Here is a 16,938-nt window from a genome sequence, read left to right as displayed (position 1 = left end):
CCCGGCGGATGGGGACGGTACATACTGCTTACTTTTTATTACTGTTTCGTCGAACGCGCCAAACCTGTTGTCAGTACAGCATATACGTTGCAGATTGCTGCACCTGCTGTCGATTAAGCGTATAAATATTGGTATCATGCAAGGTCCCGATTCCTCCAGACTCCACAGGACCCTCCGATGCAAGCTTCCAACACCGCGACCGTCACGCGCACCCTGCCATGACCGCGCACCTGACTCTGGTCGTTGCGGTTGACCGTGACAATGGCATCGGCATCGATAACCGGATGCCGTGGCACCTGCCGCACGACCTGGCGCACTTCAAGCGCGTCACGCTCGGCAAACCGGTGATCATGGGCCGCAAGACGTTCGACTCGATCGGCCGCCCGTTGCCGGGCCGGCGCAATATTGTGATTACCCGCAACGCCGACTGGTCGCATGACGGCGCCGAGCCTGCCGCATCGCTGGACGCAGCCATCGCGCTGCTGGACGGCGCGCCGGCCAGCATCATCGGTGGCGCGCAGATCTTCAACGCGGCGATCGACCTGGCCGATGCCATGATCGTCACGCACATCGATCACCGCTTCACCTGCGACACGTTCTTCCCGCCGATCAACCCTGCCCTGTGGACAGAGACCGCGCGCGACACGCACCATCGGCCGCAGCGCGATGACGAACCCGGGTTCGATTACGCCTACGTCACTTACCAGCGCAGCGCCGGCAAGGGCGCGCCATGAGCAGGCCGCTCCGGCCCCCTGGTTCGCGCGGCGGCGACGGCTTTGCAAGCCGCGTCGCCGTCTTGATCGCCGTGCTGGCCACGATCGGCACGCTGTTTGCCTTCCTTGGCACCTCGTCGCACAACGACGCGAGCCTGTTCAAGACGACGGCGGCGATGGAAAAAACCAGCGCGGCCAACGCCTGGGCCCATTATCAGGCCAAGTCCAGCCGCCAGAACCTGGCGGAACTGGCCGCCACGCTGCCCGGCGTCGATGCCGGCCGCTACACCCAAGAGGTGGAACGCTATCGCGTGGAGAAAGACATCATCCGCAAGGAAGCCGAGCGCTGGGAAGCCTCATCGCGCGACTGGAACCGGCGCTCCGAAGAAGCGCTGCACCGCCAGCGCCAGTGGGCCGCGGCGTCGGTCGCGCAGCAGATCGCGATTTCACTGGCTGCGGTCACGCTGCTGGCGCGCCGCACATGGCTGCTGACGCTGACCGGCGCGGTTGCCACCTTCGGCATCACGCTGGGGCTGTTCGCGTTTTTGGAAGGCAACACGACGGCATTGTCGCCCGTGCCGCTGGGCGCGGCGCTGGCCGCCGCGCTGCTGACCGAGGGGGTCCGGCGCGCCGGGCGCCACCTGGACAGCTAGGGTGCGACACTGAACTGCACGAGTGGTTAATGTAGCAAACAAGCTGGCACACAGGCCGGCAAAAAAACCTGCACCGGAGCCCGCAATTTCTGCGAAAATCCGCTACTCATTTTCTACGGTGCCGTGCGCGGCGGCCTTCTGCCACTTCGGAATGATCCGGGCTGGCGCGGCTGCTCCTCACGGCGCTTCGCTTTGGAGCTGTCCATGAAATTTCGTTTCCCCATCGTCATCATCGACGAGGACTTCCGCTCGGAGAACACCTCCGGCCTTGGCATTCGCGCCCTCGCTGCGGCGATGGAACAAGAAGGCATGGAGGTCGTTGGTGTGACCAGCTATGGCGACCTGTCCCAGTTCGCCCAGCAGCAGTCGCGCGCATCGGCATTCGTTCTGTCGATCGATGACGAGGAATTCGGCAGCGGCTCGCTGGAAGACACCGACTCGGCGCTGGTCGGCCTGCGCGCCTTCGTCAAGGAAATCCGCCACAAGAACGCGGACATCCCGATCTACATCTATGGCGAAACCCGCACCAGCCGCCACATCCCGAACGATGTGCTCAAAGAGCTGCACGGCTTCATCCACATGTTCGAAGACACGCCCGAATTCGTCGCGCGTCACATCATCCGCGAAGCCAAAGCGTATCTGGACAGCCTGGCGCCGCCATTCTTCCGCGCGCTGGTGAACTACGCTTACGACGGCTCGTACTCGTGGCACTGCCCCGGCCACTCGGGCGGCGTCGCCTTTTTGAAGTCGCCGATCGGCCAGATGTTCCACCAGTTCTTCGGCGAGAACATGCTGCGCGCCGACGTCTGCAACGCGGTCGAAGAACTCGGCCAGCTGCTGGACCATACGGGCCCGATCGCCAAATCCGAACGCAACGCCGCGCGCATCTATGGCGCCGACCATTGCTACTTCGTGACCAACGGCACCTCGACCTCGAACAAGATGGTCTGGCACTCGACCGTCGCGCCAGGCGACATCGTCGTCGTCGACCGCAACTGCCACAAGTCGATTCTGCACTCGATCATCATGTGCGGCGCGATTCCCGTGTTCCTGATGCCGACCAGGAATAACCTGGGCATCATCGGCCCGATTCCGCTGTCCGAATTCACGCCCGAATCGATCGCCCGCAAGATCGAAGCCAATCCGTTCGCGCGCGAAGCCGTCAACAAGAAGCCGCGCATCCTGACCATCACCCAGTCGACCTACGACGGCGTGGTCTACAACGTCGAAACGCTGCGCGAAATGCTGGACGGTAAAATCGACACGCTGCACTTCGACGAAGCGTGGCTGCCGCACGCGACGTTCCACGACTTCTACAAGAACATGCACGCGATCGGCCAGAACCGCCCGCGCGCGAAAGAGTCGATGATCTTCTCGACGCAGTCGACGCACAAACTGCTGGCCGGCCTGTCGCAAGCCTCGCAAGTGCTGGTGCGCGAATCGCAGTCGGTCAAGCTCGACCAGGATGCGTTCAATGAAGCGTACCTGATGCACACGTCGACCTCGCCGCAGTACTCGATCATCGCCTCGTGCGATGTCGCTGCTGCCATGATGGAAGCGCCAGGCGGCACCGCGCTGGTCGAAGAATCGATCCTGGAAGCGCTGGACTTCCGCCGCGCGATGAAGAAGGTCGACCAGGACTTCGGCACCGACTGGTGGTTCCAGGTCTGGGGCCCGGACAAGTTCTCGGAAGAAGGCATCGGCACGCAGGACGACTGGATGATCCGCGCCGAAGAATCGTGGCACGGTTTTGGCGACCTCGCCCCGGGCTTCAATATGCTCGACCCGATCAAGGCGACCATCGTCACGCCGGGTCTGAACCTGTCGGGTCAATTCGGCGAGACGGGCATTCCGGCCTCGATCGTCACCAAGTACCTGGCCGAACACGGCGTCATCATCGAGAAGTGCGGGCTGTACTCGTTCTTCATCATGTTTACGATCGGGATCACCAAGGGCCGCTGGAACACGCTGGTCACGGCGCTGCAGCAGTTCAAGGACGATTACGACCGCAACGCGCAGATGTGGCGCGCGATGCCGCAGTTCGCCGCGGCCAACCCGCGCTACGAAATGCACGGCCTGCGCGACCTGTGCACCGAGATCCACACGTTCTACAAGTCGCACGACGTGGCGCGCCTGACGACCGAGATGTACCTGTCGGACATGATCCCGGCGATGAAGCCGTCGGACGCATTCGCGCACATGGCACACCGCAAGATCGAGCGCGTGGCGATCGACGAACTCGAAGGGCGCATCACTGCGATCCTGCTGACGCCTTACCCGCCGGGCATCCCGCTCCTGATCCCGGGCGAGCGCTTCAACCGCACGATCGTCGATTACCTGCGCTTTGCACGTGACTTCAACGAGCGCTTCCCGGGCTTCGAGACTGATGTGCACGGCCTGGTCAAGCGTGAAGTCGATGGCAAGCGCGGCTACTTCGTCGACTGCGTGCAGCAGGACGACTAAGCATCAAGGCTGCGCCGCTTCACCGGCGCAGCCGACTTTGTGGCACCGACCTCATTGCTGCCAGAATTCATTGAGGTCATCCATGTAGTCTGCGTCCGGATAGAGCGGCTGCTTCGATGGCCGCGTCGGCATCGGGAAACCGTGTTTTGTGGTCCATGCGCGGATGTCCGGTATCACGCCGGGCTTTTCTCCAGGCGGACATTCGTGCAGGCAGAGCCAGGTTTTTCCCTGGCGTCCGATCACCGGCTTGGGAGGATCTTCGAAGCGCGACCAGCCGGTCAGCGCGCCAATATAGGCGCCGCGCGAAGCGTACGAGGTGACGTCGATATACGGCTGATCACGGTCGTAGAGCTGGGCCGTCCATTCGCGGCAGCCAAAATTACCTATATAGTTTTCCACGTCCCAACCGGCCACGTAGCGGCGGTTATCCTCGGAGCTGCAAACAGCCGGAGAGAACGTTACGTCACCAGGAATCCCCTGCGCCCAGTACGCGAAGTGATAAGCTTCCGGTGGATCTGTCTGAGTTCGGACCAAATCCAACTCGTACAATCTTGTTATCTTGGCTGTCAATTTCCCCAGTAATCCTTTCTGATTGTTAACTTCGCCTTTTGATCCGAAAGTCAGGAGAACGATGCCGATTTCCCGTGCGTTCGGAACGAAAAATGTGGCATTTGGCACAAATAATGCGCGAGCACTTAGATAGTCTTTATGCTTGCCCTGAGCACGCTGTTGCGAGTTGAATTTTCGGGATTGCACGACGCCACTTCTCAAAGTCGATGCCTCATCAACCAGTAACAAGTAGCGGACTTCCCAACGTCGTTCAATCCAGCTCGGGGATACGGGTGACGCACCTGCAGTCGGCGGCGGCACGGAGGCAAGGGCGAGTATCGCCATACTGTATATCGCAATCTGATTTTTCATAGGATCTTCGGTTCGCGGACAGTAATGTAGAGATGATTGTTATGTAAGCGTTCGTTCGGGTTTGAGCGCCGCTGCTCATTAGGAACCGCAGCAATCTTGTCTGTCGTATCGGCATTCATATACCAAGGATCGAAGAGCTGTTTGACGGATCCATTTCGGCCTAACAGGTCGCGCAGCGTGCGTATCAGGCCGGGCTCGTGGAGATCGCGCTCAGCATTCCACGCCCTTCGTGCACGGTCTTCCTGGTTTCGCAGAGAGTTAATTCGGGCATCTGCATTGCCCAACTCCAGCGCCGATTGCTCTTCATTGCCAGATGCGCGATTGCGCGCAATCCGGATCCGCTGCTCACCCTCTAATAACGCTGCCCTAGCATCCTGATGCTCCCGCCACAACACCTTCTCGCGCGCACTGACATTGCCATTGCCCGCAGCTGAGCCGTTTGTCAGCGATGCGCGATTAAGAAAAACGGTTTGTCCACCGCCTTCGAGATAAGTAATGTCGAGCCCCAACCCGGCCCGGTGCGCGATCGACCCCAGGCTGGGCCGCCAGCCCGACGTCACGGCCACCGCCGTCACGCCGGCGGCCCGGGCTTCAGTGAGAAGCGCCGCGAAAGCACACGGGTGGGTGCGCGGCAGGATGCCGGTGAGCCAGGGACAGTGTGTGGTGTTATCGCGAACATTGCCCTGCATTTCATCGCGAAACACAACCCGCAGCGTCAGCGCAGGGCCAGTATCGCTTGCGGCAAATTTCACACTCAGTTCCGGGCGCGCCAGGCCGGTGTAGATGGTGCGTACTGCGGCCCGGATCGCCGGGGCGGTGTCGACCGGTAGCAGCGCGTCTGCCTCAGCGGACGTGTAAAGATGCGATATCTGCATCCAGATATCCCCGGTGAGCGCCGCGTCGTAGACTTGCAAGCGCTTGCCCGGCGTGGCGCCTGGCCGGCAGACCGGGGCGCGCCGCGTGGCCAACTCGTGACCGATGCGCCCCTTTTTCTCGACGATTTTCACACCGCCGCGGCCAACCTCCAGCGCGTACACCGGATTGCTGCGGTGCGCAGGATGCACGTCGCTGTTGAGAAAGAGCGCAACCTTGCTGCCGGGGTTGACGAGCAGATCGATCGTGCGCTGGCCACGCAGCGCGCCAGGCTTGTCTGCTTATTCGGGCAGAACCTGGCCGTCGATCGACACCACATAGGGCAAGACCAGCGCCGCGCTGGTCGCGCGGGTGTCGAACTTGTAGCTGACCTTGCATTTCGACCCAACCAGGACGGTCGTCACGGTGCCTTGGGGTGAAAGGGTGCAGCGTGCATCTGGCGTGGCGTCGGTCATTGATGCACCGTCATCGACGCTACGCTTCTTCGACCGTGCCGTCGGTTTCCCAATGCAGCTTGACCGACGCCGGGTCGTGGCCGGCCACGCGCTCGGTGAAGCCGTCGGCATCCGTCACGCCGCGCCGAACCGCACCATCCGGCAGCTCGATACGGTATGGCAGGCCGGGGACCGGCTTGCCGCTGTCCTCGTCGACGGCGCGGAACGTGCCAAAGTTCGCTGCGGCCGGTGCCGTGGCGGCGTGGATCGGCGCTGCCGCTGCAGTGGCGGCTTCGGACTGGTCGTCGATCATCAAAAAGCCCTTCGTCGTCGTGGCAATCAGGACAGCGCCGCACACGGTCTTCATGCCCTCCACGGCTGTCCCGATCCCGGCATGGGTATGGAATGCCAGGCCCTCCGCGATTGGGAACGTCCCTTTGCACAGAGGACATTGCGTCATGTGCCCCTTGGACGCGATCGGCCGCCCTTGTGCAGTTGAGTGCAGATTGCCTTCCAGGACCACGCCGCCATGAGAGGTCGGGTCGCCCTTGCAGATCACCGCGCGCATGGCCATCGGGTTGCCCCTAATTGTCGTTACGAAACTTCGACTTTAGATGCCCGGCTGGCGCGGTGGTTGAGCTTGCGCAAGACGGTGGTGCCGCCACTCAAAAGTTCGCCACAGGCCGACTTCATTGCTGCCAGAATTCATTGAGGTCGTCCATGTAGTCTGCGTTCGGATAGAGCGGCTGCTTCGATGGCCGCGTTGGCATGGGGAAGCCGTGCTTTGTGGTCCATGCGCGGATGTCCGGTATCACGCCGGGCTTTTCGCCCGCCGGGCATTCATGCAGGCAGAGCCAGGTTTTGCCGTGGCGTCCGATCACCGGTTTGGGCGGATCTTCGAAGCGCGACCAGCCGGTCAGGGAACCAATGAAAGTGCCGTGCGTGGCGTATGAAGTCACGTCAATATAAGGCTGGGCGCGATCGTACAGTTGAGCGGTCCATTCGCGACAGCCGAAATTACCGGTGTAACTGTCGATATTCCAACCGGGCTCGTAACGACGAAAATCGTCCGAGCTGCAAGCGGCCGGGGAAAATGTGACGTCGCCCGGTATTCCCTGCGACCAGTAGCCGAAATAGTAAGGATTTGGGTCAGGGATATCGTTGTGAACCAGAACCAGCCGATCAAGGCGCGTCCTTTTTGCTGACATGCTGCTGAGCGCACCTTTCTTGTTCACGACCCTACCTGCCCGGTCGAATGTCAACAGGATGATTCCGAGCGCCTCCTCGCCGGGAACAGCAAACGTGGCCGTAATCTCGAAAAGCGCGCTGGCGCTTAGATAGATTTTTTGCTTTCCGCGCAGTGTCTGTTGCTTATTGGACTTTTCGGAATACGCCAATCCGGCTCGCATCAGCGATGCATCTTCTGCAAATAACACATAACGAATCTCCCAAGGTCGGTCGATAAAATTTTCCGAACCAGCAGCGGCATCTACTGGCATCGATAGAGCGAAGAAGGCGAATATGGCCAAAATCCCTCCTATAGCATGATTTCTCATAGTATTTTTGGCTCGCGGACAGTAATGTGGAGGTGGTTGTTATGGAGGCGTTCGTTGGGGTTCGTGCGCCGTTGCTCATTGGCGACGGGAGCAATCTGGTCCGTCGTATCGGCGTCCATATACCACGGATCGAATAGCTGTTTAACTGATGCATTTCGAACCAACCGGTCACGCAACTTGCAGATCAGCACTGGTTCGTGCAGGTTACGTTCGCGATCCCATTCTTCGCGCGCGATATTCTCGCGGTCTCGCGCTGCGACGAGTCGAACATTCGCATCCGCGAGTTCACTCACTAACTGTGCCGGATTTCCCGACTCGCGATTTCGCGCAAGGCGATCGCGCATTTCGCCCCGCTCACGCTCACGGGTTGCCCGCTCGGCCTTCGCATCCTGATGCTCCCGCCACAACACCTTCTCGCGCGCACTGACATTGCCATTGCCCGCCGCTGAGCCGTTTGTCAGCGATGCGCGATTGAGAAAAACGGTTTGTCCACCGCCTTCGAGATACGTGATATCGAGCCCCAACCCGGCCCGGTGCGCGATCGACCCCAGGCTGGGCCGCCAGCCCGAGGTCACGGCCACCGACGTCACCCCGGCGGCGTGTGCTTCCGTGAGCAGCGCAGCAAACGCGCATGGGTGGGTTCGCGGCAGGATGCCGGTAAGCCAGGGACAGTGTGTGGTGTTTTCGAGGACATTGCCCTGCATTTCATCGCGAAACACAACCCGCCGCGTCAGCGCGGGGCCAGTATCGCTCGCGGCGAATTTCACACTTACTTCCGGGCGCGCGAGGCCGGCGTAGATGCTGCGTACTGCAGCCCGGATCGCCGGGGCGGTGTCGGCCGGCAGCAGCGCATCTGCCTCAGCAGACGTGTAAAGGTGAGATATCTGCATCCAGATATCCCCGGTGAGCGCCGCGTCGTAGACTTGCAAGCGCTTGCCCGGCGTGGCGCCTGGCCGGCACACTGGCGCGCGCAGTGTGGCCAGTTCGTGACCGATGCGCCCCTTTTTCTCGACGATATTCACCTGTACATCGTCGCGGCCAACCTCCAGCGCGTACACCGGATTGCTGCGGTGCGAAGGATGCACGTCGCTGTTGAGAAAGAGCGCAACCTTGCTGCCGGGGTTCACCAGCAGATCGATCGTGCGCTGGCCACGCAGCGCGCCGGGCTTGTCTGCATATTCTGGCAAAACCTGGCCGTCGATCGACACCACATAGGGCACGACCAGCGCCGCGCTGGTCGCGCGCGTGTCGAACTTGTAGCTGACCTTGCATTTCGACCCAACACGGACGGTCGTCAAGGTGCCTTGGGGTGAAAGCGTGCAGCGTGCATCTGGCGTGGCGTCGGTCATTTAAGCACCGTCGTCGGCGTTCCGACGACGCGCCTCCACAACAACGACCACGCCTGCGCAAGCAGTGGGACCATCCTCACAGATCACCGCGCGCGTGGCCATTGGTCGCACCTGATTGTCGTTACGAAACTTCGACTTTAGATGCCCGCTTGCCGCGGCAGGTTGATCCTGCGCAGAACGGTGGTGCAGTTGCTCAGGCTTTCGGCAGTGTCACGCCGACCTGGCCCTGGTACTTGCCGTCACGGTCCTTGTACGACGTTTCGCAGACTTCATCGCTTTCGAAGAACAGCACCTGCGCGCAGCCTTCGCCCGCGTAGATCTTCGCCGGCAGCGGCGTCGTGTTCGAGAACTCGAGCGTCACGTAGCCTTCCCATTCGGGTTCGAACGGCGTGACGTTGACGATGATGCCGCAGCGCGCGTAGGTCGATTTGCCCAGGCAAATGGTCAGCACATTGCGCGGGATACGGAAGTATTCGATCGTGCGCGCCAGCGCGAACGAGTTCGGCGGGATGATGCAGACGTCGCTCTTGATGTCGACGAACGAGTTCGAGTCGAAATTCTTTGGGTCGACGATCGTGCTGTTGATGTTGGTGAAGACCTTGAATTCATCGGCGCAGCGGATGTCGTAGCCGTAGGACGAGGTGCCGAACGAAATGATCCGGCGGCCATCCTGCTCGCGCACCTGCTGCGGCTCGAAGGGTTCGATCATGCCAGTGCTGTGCGCCATGCGGCGGATCCAGTTGTCGCTCTTGATAGTCATTTGTGGGTTTCCAGCAGGGAGAAAATCACGCGATTTTACGCGAAAAGGCGCTGGCCGTGAGGCCTGATCATGATTGATTTCCTACCCGTTCGCCTTGGCGCCGCCGAGCAGACGCTCGATCATTGCGTGGACCAGCTGCGCCGTCTCCGCCGGTTTTTCGAGTGGATACAGATGGCCGCCTTCGATCATGGCCAGGTGCTCGCCCACCAGCTTGCGCGTGAACGCGAGCCCTGCCTGCCGCATCTCTTCAGACTCGGTGCCGGCGATGAAGCCAACGGGCACCGGGAACGGCGCGCGGATCACGCCCCCCATGTGGTGCGGCAGCGTCTGGTAAATCGCGGATTCGACGTCACGCCGGAAGCGCAGCGTGACGCCGTCGGGATGCGGCGCCAGGCCGTGCTCCATGTAGTCGTCGAGCGCGCCCGGCGCCCAGGCCTGGAACATCGACTTGGCGTGGAAGTGGCGATAGGCGGCGTCGCGGTCCGGCCAGTGCTCGCGCCGCTTGTACGAGAAGCGCGCCGGGGACAGCCGTGCGCCCCACCCCGCCAGCTTGGCCAGGCGCCAGACCAGCGCGCGCCACCCGGCCACCACGGGAGAATCGAGCATCACGACGCAGCGCACCAGATCGGGCCGGCGCCGCGCCGCCATCGTCGACATCGCGCCGCCCAGCGAATGGCCGACGAGGATCGCGGGCTGGCCATAGCCTTCGAGGTGTGCGATCAGCTCGTCAGTCAGCGTGTTCCAGCCATCGCCGACCGGATAGCGCGGATCGTGGCCGTGCATGTCCAGCGTACGCACGTCGTAGTGTTCGGCAAGCTGCGCCAGCAGGCGATTGTAGGTGCCAGCCGGGTAGCTGTTCCCGTGGGCGAAGTGCAGCAGCGGTTTGGGCATGGTCAGCGATGGTGATCAAGGATGGGGGCCGGGGATGTTGGCCAAATTATGCGGCCCATTGTAATGGCGTCTCCAGCCCCAGCCCCGATCTTCGGGACGCGTTTAGAGCGTATTCACCAATTTACGCCGACTGTCAGCGCGGCGCTGTAGCCCTGGCTGGCCGTGCCCGTGACGCTCGCCATCTGCAGCGCCGTCCCGTCGCTGAACACGTTGTCCGTCGCGAAGCTCATGCGCGCCAGATTGCCGATGCTGCTCGCATAGCCGCTGCTGGTGTAGGCCTCATTGGCGATCGCCAGCGGGAACGTGAACTGCGATGTCTTGATGCGGTTCGCGGCGCTCGTCGCCTTGGCCAGCGACGGATACACCTCGAAATGCACATGCGGCATGCGCCCGTCATAGCAGCCCGGGAAGATGGTCGTGAACGTCACGTATCCGTCGCTGTCGGCTTCCTGCACGCCGCGCAGGTAGTTCTCGCCGATGATGCCGCTGCTGTACATCGAGTACCCCCCTTCGCGCGTGCAGTGCCACAGATAAACCGTGGCGCCGGCGGCGGCCGCGCATCCCTGCGCCACGTTCTCGATCTTCAGGCGGATCGTCAGCGGCACACCGGCCGCCACGCCGCTGGCGCCGGCCACGCTGCTCCGGATATCGCTGCGCACGATGCCGGACAGGACCAGCGCATTGGCCACGCCGTTGGCATTGCGGTTGGTGCCGTCGCCCGGATACGGCCCGCCCGTTTCTTCGGGAATCACCGAGCAGACGGCACTGCCGCTGCCCGTGCTGGCGGCGCCCGTCGTCGTCGTTGAACTGGAGAGACCGAAGCCGTCATCGGCACTGACACCGCCGCCGCAACCGGCCAGCGGCAGGACCGCGCTGCCCACGCCGGCAAACAGCCAGCGCAGCGACTGGCGCCGGGTGGTTGACCGGGTCAGCAGGCGCGCGAGGTCAGCAGCCAGGCCACGGTGGTGGTCAACGTCGCGCTCTAGGCCTTGATCGGTCTCGTGGTGATGGTCCGCATCGTGGGCGGACTGGCCGTGGCGTGCTGCATTCATTTCCCGGCCCCTCCGTGCGGGACGTTGTTTCGTTCGTCGTCCGCCTTGCGGCCCCTGTCATGCAGCGCATCGAGCTGTGCGCGCTGGTCCGAAGTCAGCACTGCCTTGAGCTGCGCACGCGTTTGCAGGCGCAGCAGTTCCTGGCCGGCGATGGCCTGGCCCAGCGCCTGCGCCGCAGCGGACGCGGCGGCCCCGTCAAGTGCTGGCGCCGCCGCCAACGCGCGCAACGCCGCATCGGCCTTGCGCTCGGCGATATCGAGCGCGCGGCGTCGGGGTGCTTCGCTGTGCAGAATCGTGAAGATCCGGTCGTTCTGCACATCGCTCAAGCCCAGGTCACGCAGGAATGGTGGCGTACCGAACGGACCCGGCTCGCCATCGGGTTCGTGCATCTGGCCGAACGGCGGGCCGCCGTGCATCGGACCATGCGGCAGTGGCATCGGCTGGGCCAGGACGGCGGGCGCCGCCAGCAGGCAGATGGAAAACGCGATTGCGGCGCGCAGGCCGCTTAATTCGCTCGTCGGTGCAGCTGCTCGTGTCATCGAAGACCTCTCGTGTTGTCAGAGCGGGCATTGTGTGGCGGTGGCGTGTAAAGCGCGTCTAAGCCAGGTAAATCCGCGTAAAGCACCGCAGACGGCGCCGACCTGCTGCGCTATCCTGTCGACATGAATCACGTTTTGCTCATCGACGACGACGTCGAACTGGTCGGCATGTTTGCCGAATATCTCGAACAGGAAGGCTTTTCCGTCACCTGCATGCACAATGGCGAGGACGGCGCGCGCGCCGCGCTGACCGGCGGTTATGCCATCGCGGTCCTGGATGTCATGATGCCGGGCGCGGGCGGCATCGAAGCGCTGCGCCAGATCCGCGCCGGCAGCCGCATGCCGGTGCTGATGCTGACGGCGCGCGGTGACGACGCTGATCGCATCCTGGGCCTCGAACTGGGCGCCGACGATTACGTGGCCAAGCCCTGCACGCCGCGCGAACTGACAGCGCGCGTACGCGCCATCCTGCGCCGCACCCAGGCCGTGCCCGAGAGCGGCCCGGGGGTCGTGCTCAGCGTCGGCAAGCTGACGATGCTGCCCGAACAGCGCCGAGCCACCTGGGACGGCCAGCATCTTGACCTGACCAGCACCGAATTCAATCTGCTCGAAGTCCTGGCCCGCAATGCCGGCCGCCCGGTCAGCAAGAACGACCTGTCAGAACAGGGCCTGGGCCGGCCGCTGGCACGGTTCGACCGCAATATCGACGTCCACCTGAGCAGCCTGCGGCACAAGCTGGGGCCATTGGCCGACGGCCGCTCATGCCTGCAGACGATCTACCGCCAGGGCTACCAGTTGATCAAGGAGTAGCATGGGCCGGTTGTTCTGGAAGTTCTTCCTGTGCATCCTGCTGGCGCAGGTGGCCGCGACCATCGGCGTGGGCGGCGTGTTCTGGCTGCGCGACCAGGCGCGCCAACGCGCGACGCCCGTGCTCGACAGCGGTCCGCCGGCAGCGATCGCGCTGGACGCTGCCGCCGCCACGCTGCGCCACGGCGGCTTGCCCGCCCTGCGCAGCCTGCTGCCCGACATGCGGCGCCCCCAACTGTTCGTGCTCGACGCATCGCGCCACGAACTGCTGGGCCGCGCAGTGCCGGCCGAACTGATGCATGCAGTCGAACGCGAGCTACGCGACGGCGCCCAGAGTGGCGACAGCGCCGTGTGGCGTGGCGCGCGGCGCCTGGTCGGCCCGGGCGGCGAGCACTACATCGCGTTCGTGTCGCGTGACTTCGGGCGCCAGATCGGCCGCGACGCCGGCCGCCAGGATGGGCTGCGCGACGGCGCCGGCCCTGATACGCTGACGCCCGGCCTCGGGCCCGGCCCCGGCCCGCGCCGCCGTATCGGCCAGAGCGTCGTGATCGGCGCCACCGTGCTGGCCAGCCTGCTGTTCGCGGCGCTGCTGGCCTGGTATTTCTCGCGCCCCATCCGCGCCCTGCGCAGCGCCTTCGAGGCTGCCGCTGCCGGTGACCTGGCGCCGCGCTTCGGCCCCGGCGCCAAGGGCGGCGACGAACTGGTCGACCTTGGCCGCGACTTCGACCGCATGAGCGCACGCCTGCGCGCGCTGATGGATGGCCAGCGCCGCCTGCTGCACGACGTCTCGCACGAACTGCGCTCGCCGCTTGCGCGCATGCAGGCGGCGCTGGGCCTGGCGCACCAGCAGCCAGACAAGATCGGCATCACGCTCGAACGCATCGAGCGCGAAAGCAACCGCATGGACAAGCTGATCGGCGAACTCTTGACGTTGTCGCGTCTGGAAGCGTCGCCCGACGTGCTGCGGCGCGAGCCAGTGGATCTGGTGGAGCTGGTCGACGGGCTGGTCGCCGATGCGCGCTTTGAGGCCGACCAGGCCCTGGCCGCAGACGATCGCGGCGCGGCGCTGCGCGTCGATTTCGACGCCGACGACAGCGTCAACGTCAGCGGCGACCCGGACCTGCTCTGGAGCGCGCTCGAGAACGTCGTGCGCAATGCGGCCAGACATGGCGCGCCGGGCGGCGTCGTGGCGGTGTCCGTGCGCGCCGTGGTTGGCATGGCACGGGTCGAGGTGTGCGACCGGGGACCGGGCATCGCGCCCGAGGACTTGCCGGCGATTTTCCAGCCATTCTTCCGTTCTGGCGCGTCGCGCACCGGTGTCGACGGGCACGGGCTTGGACTGGCCATTGCGCAGCGCGTGGTGCAGGCGCATGACGGCGAGATCGTGGTGGCCAATCGCGATGGCGGGGGACTGCAGGTGACGATCACGCTGCCTGCGGCCGGACGGTGATATCTGCGGCTCAGCGTCCGTACCAATAGCGGGCGTGGGTTGCGCGGTAGGTCGTCACGTCCAGACCGGGCCCGAACGTCAGCGTGACGGCGCCCCGCTCATCGGTGCGAATGCGCTCGATGCCCATGGCGCCATAGCGCGCATAGACCAGCTTTTGCGGGTGGCGATAGCGGTTGCGGTGGCCTACCTGGAAGATCCCGACTGTCGGCGCGACCGCTTGCAGGAACGCCGCGCTCGACGAGGTGCCGCTGCCGTGGTGTGGCGCCAGCAGCACGTCGGCGCGCAGACGGTCGGCGTCAGTGTCCAGCAGGGCAGCCTCCTGCGCCGCTTCGATATCGCCGGCGAGCAGGATCGCCTTGCCGCCCGCGCTGATGCGCAGCACGCAGCTGCGCGCATTGCTCTTCAGGCGCGGGTTGGCGTAGCTGGCGCCGTCGGGCGCGAGCATCTCGAAGCGCACGCCGTCCCAGTGCCAGGCCTGGCCGGCGCTGCAGCGGGCCGGGTGCGTGGCCTTGCCCAGCAACCGGTGGCCATCGGGCAGTGACGAGATCAACTGCCCTACCCGTACCGTCTGCAGCACTGCCTCGGCGCCGCCGACGTGATCGAGGTCGCTGTGCGAAATCACCAGCGCATCGAGCCGGCCGATGCCCCGGCCGCGCAGGTACGGCAGGATGACGCGCGTGGCGCCGCTTGCGCCGGGCGCATACAGCGGCCCGGTGTCGTACAGCAGGCGGTGGTGCTGCGTTTCGACCAGCAGCGCCATGCCCTGGCCGACATCAAACGCCGTGATGTCGAACCGCCCTGCCGCGGGCGCGGCCGGAATCTGGGTCAGCAGCGGCGTCCACGCGGCCAGGCCCGCCCAGCGCTGCGGCCAGCCGCGCGGCGCCAGCATCCATGCGGTGCCGGCCAGGGCCAGCACGAGGATCCACGGTGCTGGCGCGGGCGCGGTCCACACCGCCAGCGCGGGTGTGGCCAACCACGTCAGGGGCCACACCAGGACGACGATTGCCAGGTGCGCGCTGCCCAGCACCAGATCGGCCAGCGGAGACGGCAGCACGCTGCCGGCGAGCGCGAGCGGCGTGACGAACAGGCTGATGACGGGAATCGCCACTGCGTTGGCCAGGGGGCTGACCAGCGACACCTGGCCGAACAGCAGCAGTGTGAGCGGCGCCAGGCCAAGCGTGACGGCCCACTGGGTGCGCGCCGCCACCACGAGACCGGCGCGCCAGCCGCGCGTGGGCACATCCAGGCGGCCACTGCACGCATACAGGATCGCCGCCACCGCCCCGAACGACAGCCAGAAGCCCGGCCACAGCATCGCCCACGGATCGCGCAGCACGGCCACGCCCAGCGCCAGGCACAGCACGTGCGACATCGAGGTGATGCGCCCGCACCACAGCGCCAGCGCGACCACCGCCAGCATGTAGAAGGTGCGCTGGGCCGGCACCCCGAAGCCGGCAAGCAGCACGTACAGCAGCGCCACCAGGGCGCCCGCCAGTGCGGCCGCCTTCTGGGCCGGCAAGTGCAATGGCAGGTTCGCACCGGTGAACAATGAGCGGCGCCACAGCCACGACGTGGCCCACGCGGCCAGGCCCGCCAGCATCGTGATGTGCAGGCCGGAGATCGAGACGAGGTGGCTGATGCCGGTCCGGTTGAACACGTCCCACGACGCCTGGTCGATACCGCGCTGGTCACCGATCACCAGCGCGACGATCACGCCCGCATACGGCTTGCCGTCCAGGACCGCCAGAATGCGGCCACGCAGCCAGCCCCGCGCCCGCTCCACGGCGTAGCCGGCGTTCGGTGTCCATGCCGCCAGGCGTGCATTGCGCGCGCCGGCCGGGCGGACGTAGCCCGTCGCGCGCACACCCTGTTCCAGCAACCACGCTTCGTAATCGAAGCCGTCCGGGTTGGCGTTGCCGTGCGGGCGCTGCAGGCGCACGACAAGGCGCCAGCGTTCGCCCGGCCGTACGAACGCCGGATCGGCGGCGGTGGCGCTGTACCAGGACAGGATGATGTTGGCCGGCACGGTGGCGCCGGGCGTATCGACGTGCGCGACGTTGAACTGAAAGCGCACGCCGCCGTCGAAGCGATGCGGCAGGCTGGCGACGACGCCAGTCACGGCGATCTCGCGGCCTTCGTCTGCAAGCGGCAACGCGTCGCTCAGCGCACTCTGGGCAAGGAGCGCTGCCCAGCAGGCGCCGAGCAGGACGCCGGCAATCAGCTTGCGGGGCAAGCCGCGCAGGATCACGCAAACGATGATGGCCGTGGCCAGGCAGGCTGCGAGGCTGGTTGGTTCCGGCAATGCGGGCCGGGTCTGGAGCCAGGCAGCGCCTGCGGTGAAAGCAAGGATTGCGCTGCGCATGGGTTGGTGAATGAACGTCGGTCAGGCGGCCGGGCGGCTGCCGCCCAATTTGTGGCAGATCGGCATTGCAGCGACGACGAACCTGTCCGTCGCCACTGCGGTCAGGCGGACTATC

At 64.6% G+C, this 16,938-nt stretch carries 16 protein-coding genes; 5 read left to right on the top strand and 11 right to left on the bottom strand.

The features are described from left to right. Positions 1-218 precede the first annotated feature (218 nt). The 3 genes from HD842_RS05400 (at position 219) to HD842_RS05390 (ending at position 3,829) form a co-directional block, all read left to right on the top strand. A complete protein-coding gene (locus tag HD842_RS05400; RefSeq protein ID WP_183551942.1) occupies positions 219-734 on the top strand; it encodes a dihydrofolate reductase in 516 nt (171 codons plus the stop codon). After that, positions 731-1,366, top strand: coding sequence for a DUF4337 domain-containing protein (locus tag HD842_RS05395; RefSeq protein WP_183551939.1), 636 nt, complete (start codon positions 731-733; stop codon positions 1,364-1,366). Before HD842_RS05400 ends, HD842_RS05395 begins: the two co-directional genes overlap by 4 nt. Positions 1,367-1,570: 204 nt before the next feature. Continuing rightward, a complete protein-coding gene (locus tag HD842_RS05390; RefSeq protein ID WP_183551936.1) occupies positions 1,571-3,829 on the top strand; it encodes an arginine/lysine/ornithine decarboxylase in 2,259 nt (752 codons plus the stop codon). Positions 3,830-3,880: 51 nt separating this feature from the next. On the opposite strand, the gene HD842_RS05385 is transcribed toward HD842_RS05390, so the two are convergent. The 10 genes from HD842_RS05385 to HD842_RS05340 form a co-directional block, all read right to left on the bottom strand. Further along, positions 3,881-4,750 (bottom strand): hypothetical protein, encoded by an 870-nt coding sequence (locus tag HD842_RS05385; protein WP_183551933.1) that lies wholly within the window; start codon positions 4,748-4,750, stop codon positions 3,881-3,883. Next, positions 4,747-5,814 (bottom strand): hypothetical protein, encoded by a 1,068-nt coding sequence (locus HD842_RS05380; protein ID WP_183551930.1) that lies wholly within the window; start codon positions 5,812-5,814, stop codon positions 4,747-4,749. Before HD842_RS05380 ends, HD842_RS05385 begins: the two co-directional genes overlap by 4 nt. Positions 5,815-5,904: 90 nt before the next feature. Continuing rightward, positions 5,905-6,078 carry a hypothetical protein gene (locus HD842_RS05375; RefSeq protein ID WP_183551927.1) on the bottom strand — a complete coding sequence of 58 codons (174 nt, stop codon included), beginning with the start codon at positions 6,076-6,078 and terminating at the stop codon, positions 5,905-5,907. Between the two features lie 19 nt (positions 6,079-6,097). Beyond that, positions 6,098-6,631 (bottom strand): PAAR domain-containing protein, encoded by a 534-nt coding sequence (locus HD842_RS05370; RefSeq protein ID WP_183551924.1) that lies wholly within the window; start codon positions 6,629-6,631, stop codon positions 6,098-6,100. Between the two features lie 115 nt (positions 6,632-6,746). Continuing rightward, on the bottom strand, positions 6,747-7,586 hold the full coding sequence (locus HD842_RS05365) for a hypothetical protein (protein WP_183551921.1): 840 nt from the start codon (positions 7,584-7,586) through the stop codon (positions 6,747-6,749). 23 nt (positions 7,587-7,609) lie between these two features. Beyond that, the gene (locus HD842_RS05360; protein ID WP_183551918.1) at positions 7,610-8,962 is read right to left on the bottom strand and encodes a hypothetical protein; all 1,353 of its coding nucleotides are present in this window, start codon (positions 8,960-8,962) and stop codon (positions 7,610-7,612) included. Positions 8,963-9,155: 193 nt separating this feature from the next. Continuing rightward, entirely contained in the window at positions 9,156-9,722 is a 567-nt protein-coding gene (gene dcd / locus HD842_RS05355; protein ID WP_183551915.1) for a dCTP deaminase, read from the bottom strand. A gap of 81 nt (positions 9,723-9,803) precedes the next feature. After that, positions 9,804-10,613, bottom strand: coding sequence for an alpha/beta fold hydrolase (locus HD842_RS05350; protein WP_183551912.1), 810 nt, complete (start codon positions 10,611-10,613; stop codon positions 9,804-9,806). A 113-nt stretch (positions 10,614-10,726) separates the two neighbouring features. Further along, entirely contained in the window at positions 10,727-11,665 is a 939-nt protein-coding gene (locus tag HD842_RS05345) for an intradiol ring-cleavage dioxygenase (RefSeq protein ID WP_229424603.1), read from the bottom strand. Then, positions 11,662-12,204: a periplasmic heavy metal sensor gene (locus HD842_RS05340; protein ID WP_183551910.1), complete on the bottom strand. Its 543-nt coding sequence runs from the start codon at positions 12,202-12,204 to the stop codon at positions 11,662-11,664. The genes HD842_RS05345 and HD842_RS05340 overlap by 4 nt, the downstream gene beginning before the upstream one ends. A gap of 123 nt (positions 12,205-12,327) precedes the next feature. Between HD842_RS05340 and HD842_RS05335 the strand changes: the two genes are divergently transcribed. Both HD842_RS05335 and HD842_RS05330 read left to right on the top strand, forming a co-directional pair. Continuing rightward, positions 12,328-13,014 (top strand): response regulator transcription factor, encoded by a 687-nt coding sequence (locus tag HD842_RS05335; protein ID WP_183551907.1) that lies wholly within the window; start codon positions 12,328-12,330, stop codon positions 13,012-13,014. A gap of 1 nt (position 13,015) precedes the next feature. Next, the gene (locus HD842_RS05330) at positions 13,016-14,461 is read left to right on the top strand and encodes a sensor histidine kinase (protein WP_183551904.1); all 1,446 of its coding nucleotides are present in this window, start codon (positions 13,016-13,018) and stop codon (positions 14,459-14,461) included. A 10-nt stretch (positions 14,462-14,471) separates the two neighbouring features. Here the strand turns inward: HD842_RS05330 and HD842_RS05325 are convergent, their stop codons facing one another. Further along, the gene (locus tag HD842_RS05325; protein ID WP_183551901.1) at positions 14,472-16,823 is read right to left on the bottom strand and encodes a DNA internalization-related competence protein ComEC/Rec2; all 2,352 of its coding nucleotides are present in this window, start codon (positions 16,821-16,823) and stop codon (positions 14,472-14,474) included. Between the last annotated feature and the right edge of the window lie 115 nt (positions 16,824-16,938).

Origin of the sequence: Massilia aurea (assembly GCF_014200505.1) — a bacterium.
Lineage (GTDB): Bacteria > Pseudomonadota > Gammaproteobacteria > Burkholderiales > Burkholderiaceae_D > Telluria > Telluria aurea_B.
Note: the sequence above shows the minus strand (reverse complement) of the source record. Positions and strands in the feature narration are given on the sequence as shown.

Coding starts and splice junctions, on each gene's coding strand:
- HD842_RS05400 (WP_183551942.1), top strand. CDS start 219: ATGACCGCGCACCTGACTCTGGTCGTTGCGGTTGACCGTGACAATGGC.
- HD842_RS05395 (WP_183551939.1), top strand. CDS start 731: ATGAGCAGGCCGCTCCGGCCCCCTGGTTCGCGCGGCGGCGACGGCTTT.
- HD842_RS05390 (WP_183551936.1), top strand. CDS start 1,571: ATGAAATTTCGTTTCCCCATCGTCATCATCGACGAGGACTTCCGCTCG.
- HD842_RS05385 (WP_183551933.1), bottom strand. CDS start 4,750: ATGAAAAATCAGATTGCGATATACAGTATGGCGATACTCGCCCTTGCC.
- HD842_RS05375 (WP_183551927.1), bottom strand. CDS start 6,078: ATGACCGACGCCACGCCAGATGCACGCTGCACCCTTTCACCCCAAGGC.
- HD842_RS05370 (WP_183551924.1), bottom strand. CDS start 6,631: ATGGCCATGCGCGCGGTGATCTGCAAGGGCGACCCGACCTCTCATGGC.
- HD842_RS05360 (WP_183551918.1), bottom strand. CDS start 8,962: ATGACCGACGCCACGCCAGATGCACGCTGCACGCTTTCACCCCAAGGC.
- dcd (WP_183551915.1), bottom strand. CDS start 9,722: ATGACTATCAAGAGCGACAACTGGATCCGCCGCATGGCGCACAGCACT.
- HD842_RS05350 (WP_183551912.1), bottom strand. CDS start 10,613: ATGCCCAAACCGCTGCTGCACTTCGCCCACGGGAACAGCTACCCGGCT.
- HD842_RS05345 (WP_229424603.1), bottom strand. CDS start 11,665: ATGAATGCAGCACGCCACGGCCAGTCCGCCCACGATGCGGACCATCAC.
- HD842_RS05340 (WP_183551910.1), bottom strand. CDS start 12,204: ATGACACGAGCAGCTGCACCGACGAGCGAATTAAGCGGCCTGCGCGCC.
- HD842_RS05335 (WP_183551907.1), top strand. CDS start 12,328: ATGAATCACGTTTTGCTCATCGACGACGACGTCGAACTGGTCGGCATG.
- HD842_RS05330 (WP_183551904.1), top strand. CDS start 13,016: ATGGGCCGGTTGTTCTGGAAGTTCTTCCTGTGCATCCTGCTGGCGCAG.
- HD842_RS05325 (WP_183551901.1), bottom strand. CDS start 16,823: ATGCGCAGCGCAATCCTTGCTTTCACCGCAGGCGCTGCCTGGCTCCAG.